This window comes from Acidithiobacillus sp. TH-A36 (assembly GCF_057473445.1).
In genome coordinates, this window is the sequence record NZ_JBYCKP010000298.1 from 1 (window position 1) to 5,521 (window position 5,521).

Genomic DNA, 5,521 nt, shown 5'->3' on the forward strand with positions numbered 1-5,521 from the left:
AACGCCCAGGACGCAACAGGGCAGGATCCAGCACATCCGGACGGTTGGTGGCAGCCACCACAATAATCCCTTCCGTACCTTCAAAACCATCCATCTCCACCAGCAACTGGTTGAGAGTCTGTTCGCGCTCATCATTACCGCCGCCAAGACCCGCGCCACGCTGGCGTCCAACCGCATCAATTTCGTCAATGAAAATGATGCAGGGTGCATGCTTTTTCGCCTGCTCGAACATGTCGCGAACCCGCGAGGCGCCGACGCCCACAAACATTTCCACAAAATCCGAGCCGGAAATGGAGAAGAACGGTACCCGGGCTTCACCGGCAATGGCGCGTGCCAACAAGGTTTTACCGGCACCCGGTGAACCCATCAACAGCACGCCCTTGGGAATCCGACCACCGAGACGCTGGAATTTTTGGGGATCGCGCAGGAAGTCGACAATTTCCGCCAGCTCTTCCTTGGCCTCTTCAACGCCCGCCACATCAGCGAAGGTGACCTTGTTGTTTTCTTCAGTCAGCATCCGGGCCTTGCTGCGCCCGAATGTCATGGCGCCTCGACCACCCGCACCACCGCCACCCATCTGGCGCATGAAGAAAATCCAGACACCAATCAGCAGCAGCATGGGGAACCAGGAAATCAGGATGGACAGCAAAATAGACTGCCCTGCCGGGGGTTTCACATTGATTTTTACGCCTGCAGCAAGCAACTGCGGCACCAGCTGGGTATCATTGGCCGGCGTGTAAACGCTGAACTTCTGCCCGGAACTGAGACTACCCGTTACATGATTGGCATCAATATTCACATCGGCTACTTGCCCTTGCTTGATGCTATTCACAAACGTCGAAAAGTCCATAGCCTGAGCGGGCGTCGAACTACTCGTATTGAGGTTCTGAAACACCAGCATCAGGATGACCCCTATGGCCACCCATAACAAAACGTTTTTTAAGACATTATTCATAAGTTACCCCCCGCAAGGGAGAATTTGATCCAGATTCAAGACTGACAGACGCTTTGATGTTAGCCCTCTGAAAAGCCACTGACAATAAGATTTTGTTCAACCCTGTGTTCCTCCCACCGTCAGATCGCGTATTTTGAGAGTAGGCTGACCGACGCCTACCGGCACACTCTGGCCATCCTTGCCACAAGTACCCACACCCGTATCTAACTGGAGGTCATTACCGATCATTTCAACCCTGGTCAGTACATCCGGACCGTTGCCAATCAGTGTCGCCCCTTTTATTGGCCGGGTTATTTTACCATTTTCAATGAGATAGGCTTCAGAAGCGGAAAACACAAACTTACCGTTGGTAATATCTACCTGCCCCCCGCCAAAGTTCACCGCATAAAGACCACGCCGGACACTGGCAATAATTTCCTGAGGATCCCGATCCCCCGCACGCATGTAGGTGTTGGTCATCCGGGGCATGGGGAGATGCGCGTAGGACTCGCGACGACCATTGCCGGTAGAACGGGTGCCGGTCAGGCGGGCGTTGAGCGTATCCTGCAAATAGCCCTTTAGGATGCCATCTTCAATGAGGGTGGTACACTGGGTTTCCGTACCTTCGTCATCGACATTCAGGCTGCCCCGGCGATTTTCGAGGGTACCGTCGTCCACCACGGTCACCCCAGGAGCAGCAACCCGCTCACCGACCCGACCACTGAAGGCACTGGTTCCCTTACGATTGAAATCACCTTCCAGGCCATGGCCAATGGCTTCATGCAGTAAAATGCCCGGCCAACCCGGCCCCAGCACCACATCCATACTCCCTGCCGGCGCCGCTTCAGCTTCCAGATTAATCAGCGCCTGACGCGCGGCTTCGCGGGCAAAATCATCGGCCATCTGGCCTTTCAGGAAGGTCTGGTAATCATAACGACCACCACCACCAGCGCTCCCCTGCTCGCGCCGTCCGCCCTGCTCGGCAATGGCCGAAACATGGAGACGCACCAAAGGACGGACGTCTGCCGCCATGGTGCCATCCAGCCGCGCCACCAGTACCGCCTCAAATTTGGCACTCAGACTGGCCATCACCTGAACAATGCGGGGGTCTACCGACCGCGCCACCTGCTCCACCCGCTCCAGCAGGGCGATTTTTTCTTCGTTGGGAATAGAAGCCAAAGGATCGGTTGGCTGATACAAGGACAGCCCATTGCGCCGCTGCCAGACCAGGCCCCGATTTTCACCCGGTTGATGGACAATGGCGCGCGCTGCATCAGCCGCTGTCAGCAGCGCCTCGACGCCAATTTCATCGGAGTAGGCCAAGCCCTGCCGCTCGCCCTGAATGGCGCGCACCCCTACCCCCTGTTCAATGGAATGACTCCCGTTTTTCACCACTCCTTCTTCGAGGCTGAAGCCTTCGCTGCGACTGTACTGAAAATACAGGTCGGCATCGTCCAGCGCCCGATGAGACAGTCGGCCAAACACTTTTTCCAGCTCCCCTTCACTGATTCCGCCGGGAGTAAACAAGGTGGCACGCGCTATATCGAGGGTTGAAGCAGTCATATCATCCTTCCTTGAGAGTCCATACCGTCAGTATGCGCCCAAGAGACCAGTTAGAACAAGTCCAAATTTTAATTTCTTTAGACGTGCTTTGTAACTCCCAAAAAAATCTTCGCAAAATGATTGCACTGGCTATCTTATCCACAACTTGCAAGCCATTTATCCACCCTTTCATCCACAATATGTAGTTGACAACAGCACCAGCAAGACTATATTTGGTGTGTGGGGCGTCTGGCAGGCAATTGTTTTCCGGGTGCCCATTGCGTGACATAAACGCTTTTTCCAGGCCCTTTACGCCCAGCTTCGGAGTCTCAACATGCCCAATCCCGCCGCTCAAACTGTTGTCAGCAATCCTGCATACGATCCATCAGAAGCCAGTCATTACAAGGTCATTCGCCGCAACAATGCGATGGTCACCTTTGATGCCAGCAAAATTCATATTGCCATGACCAAAGCCTTTCTGGCCGTGGAAGGTGGCGGCGGTGCCGCCAGCGCCCGGGTGCGCGACCTCGTCACGCGCCTGACCGGGCAGGTCATTGAGGCGCTGCAAAGACGCCAGCCGGGTGGTGGCACCTTTCACATCGAAGACATTCAGGATCAGGTAGAGCTGGCCTTGATGCGGGCGGGCGAACACGAAGTCGCACGTGCCTATGTGCTTTACCGCGAAGAGCGCGCCCGCGAACGCCGTCAACAGAGCATTTCAGCCCCGCAGGCGGACATACCGCAAATTCAGGTGAAATATCCAGACGGTACGCAGCGGGCGCTGGATCTGAAGCGTTTGCGGGCCGTCATTGAGGAAGCCTGCAGCGGCCTTGGCGAGGCTGTTTCCGTTGATACCCTGATGAACAACACCAGCAAAAATCTGTACGATGGCATCAGCGAAGATGAACTGTTTCAGGCTCCCATTTTGGCCAGCCGGGTCATGATCGAGCGCGACCCCGCCTATGCTTATGTTTCTGCGCGCCTGTTGCTGGACCGGGTACGCTGGGAAGTGTTGGGTGAAGCCGCCACCCAGACCGAAATGGCCGCACGCTATCCTGAATACTTCCGGGATTACCTGCAGACCGGCATTGCCCACGAACTGATTGATCCGCGCCTTGGTCAATATGATCTGGACCGTATTACGGCGGCCATCAAACCCGAACGCGATCTCAATTTCCAGTATCTGGGCCTGCAGATTCTTTATGATCGTTATTTCCTGCATGTCCGCGAACGCCACATTGAACTGCCCCAGTCTTTCTGGATGCGAGTGGCCATGGGTCTGGCTGTCAATGAAGTGGATCGTGAAGAACAGGCCATCGCCTTCTATGAAGTCCTGTCCAGCTTCGATTTTGTCAGTTCGACCCCCACTCTTTTCAACTCAGGAACCTTGCGGCCGCAATTGTCGAGCTGCTTCCTGACCACCGTGGGCGACGATCTGGACGATATTTACGAGGCCATCAAGGAAAACGCCCTGCTCTCCAAATTCAGCGGCGGCCTGGGTAATGACTGGACTCCCGTACGGGCTCTGGGTTCTTTCATCAAGGGCACCAATGGTAAATCCCAGGGAGTCGTGCCCTTCCTCAAGGTGGTCAATGACACCGCTGTTGCCGTCAACCAGGGCGGCAAGCGCAAGGGTGCAGTCTGCGCCTACCTCGAAACCTGGCACATGGACATCGAGGAATTTCTGGAACTGCGCAAAAACACCGGCGATGACCGGCGCCGCACCCATGACATGAACACCGCCAACTGGATTCCTGACCTGTTTATGGAGCGAGTGGAAAGTGGTACTGCCTGGACGCTGTTCAGCCCGAATGAAACGGCAGATCTGCATGATCTGACCGGCTCCGCTTTCCGGGAACGCTACGAACATTACGAGCGTATGGCCGATGCGGGTGAAATCGAACTGTACAAAAAAATCCCCGCCCTGCAGCTGTGGCGCAAAATGCTGACCATGCTGTTTGAAACCGGCCATCCCTGGATTACCTTCAAGGACCCCTGCAATTTGCGCAGCCCGCAGCAGCACGTGGGTGTCGTACATAGTTCCAATCTCTGCACGGAAATCACCCTCAACACCAACGACAAGGAAATTGCCGTTTGTAATCTGGGCTCCGTGAACCTGATTGCGCACCTGAAAAATACCGCAGGCACCGATCAATCCGCCCTGCGCACCGACAGCACGCCCGAAGATCTGCTGGAACTGCTAGACACCGACAAGCTCAGCCGGACCATCCGCACCGCCATGCGCATGCTCGACAATGTCATCGACATGAACTACTACGCCGTGGCCAAGGCGCGCAACAGCAATATGCGCCATCGTCCTGTGGGTCTGGGTCTGATGGGCTTTTCAGATGCCCTGCTGGAAATGCGGATACCCTATGCTTCGCCAGCGGCCGTCGCCTTTGCAGACATCAGTCAGGAAGTGATTTCCTACTACGCCATTGAGGCTTCTGCCGATCTGGCGCAGGAACGGGGCAGTTACCCGAGCTTTCAGGGTTCACTCTGGAGTCAGGGAGTGTTGCCCATCGACAGCATCGAACTGCTGGCCGCCAGCCGTGAACATGGCGTTGACGTAGACCGCAGCATTCGCCTCGACTGGAACGGGCTGCGGGACAAGGTTCGCAAAGGCATCCGTAACAGCAATTGTCTGGCTATCGCCCCCACGGCGACCATTTCCAACATTGTTGGCGTCAGCCAGGGGATTGAGCCTATTTATCAAAACCTTTACGTCAAATCCAACCTGTCCGGCGAATTTACGGTGGTAAACAGCTACCTGGTGCATGACCTCAAACGTCAGGGACTCTGGGACGAAGTCATGGTCAATGACCTCAAATACTTTGACGGATCAGTCTTGCCCGTGGACCGCATTCCTGCCGCCCTCAAGCCGCTTTATGCCAATGCCTTCGAAACCGATCCGGAATGGCTGGTCGAAGCCGCTGCCCGTCGTCAGAAATGGCTGGATCAGGCGCAGAGTCTGAACCTGTATTTTGGTCAGCCGTCCGGCAAGAAAATTGATGAAACCTACCGTCTGGCCTGGAAGCGCGGGCT

The 5,521-nt window shown here is 55.7% G+C and carries 3 protein-coding genes; 1 reads left to right on the forward strand and 2 read right to left on the reverse strand.

Annotated features, from left to right (window positions below; translation table 11 throughout):
• Positions 1-955, reverse strand: a 955-nt coding sequence (locus AC2VLY_RS07800; RefSeq protein ID WP_486892589.1) for an ATP-dependent metallopeptidase FtsH/Yme1/Tma family protein, incomplete at its 3' end; no start/stop codon positions are given.
• A 96-nt stretch (positions 956-1,051) separates the two neighbouring features.
• A complete protein-coding gene (tldD, locus tag AC2VLY_RS07805; RefSeq protein WP_010641669.1) occupies positions 1,052-2,497 on the reverse strand; it encodes a metalloprotease TldD in 1,446 nt (481 codons plus the stop codon).
• 313 nt (positions 2,498-2,810) lie between these two features.
• Here tldD and AC2VLY_RS07810 point away from each other — a divergent pair.
• Positions 2,811-5,521: ribonucleoside-diphosphate reductase subunit alpha (locus AC2VLY_RS07810; protein ID WP_486922057.1), on the forward strand; the 2,711-nt coding region annotated here is incomplete at its 3' end.

Bases quoted from the DNA above. Each gene is read 5' to 3' on its own strand.
- tldD (WP_010641669.1), bottom strand. From the start codon at position 2,497: ATGACTGCTTCAACCCTCGATATAGCGCGTGCCACCTTGTTTACTCCC.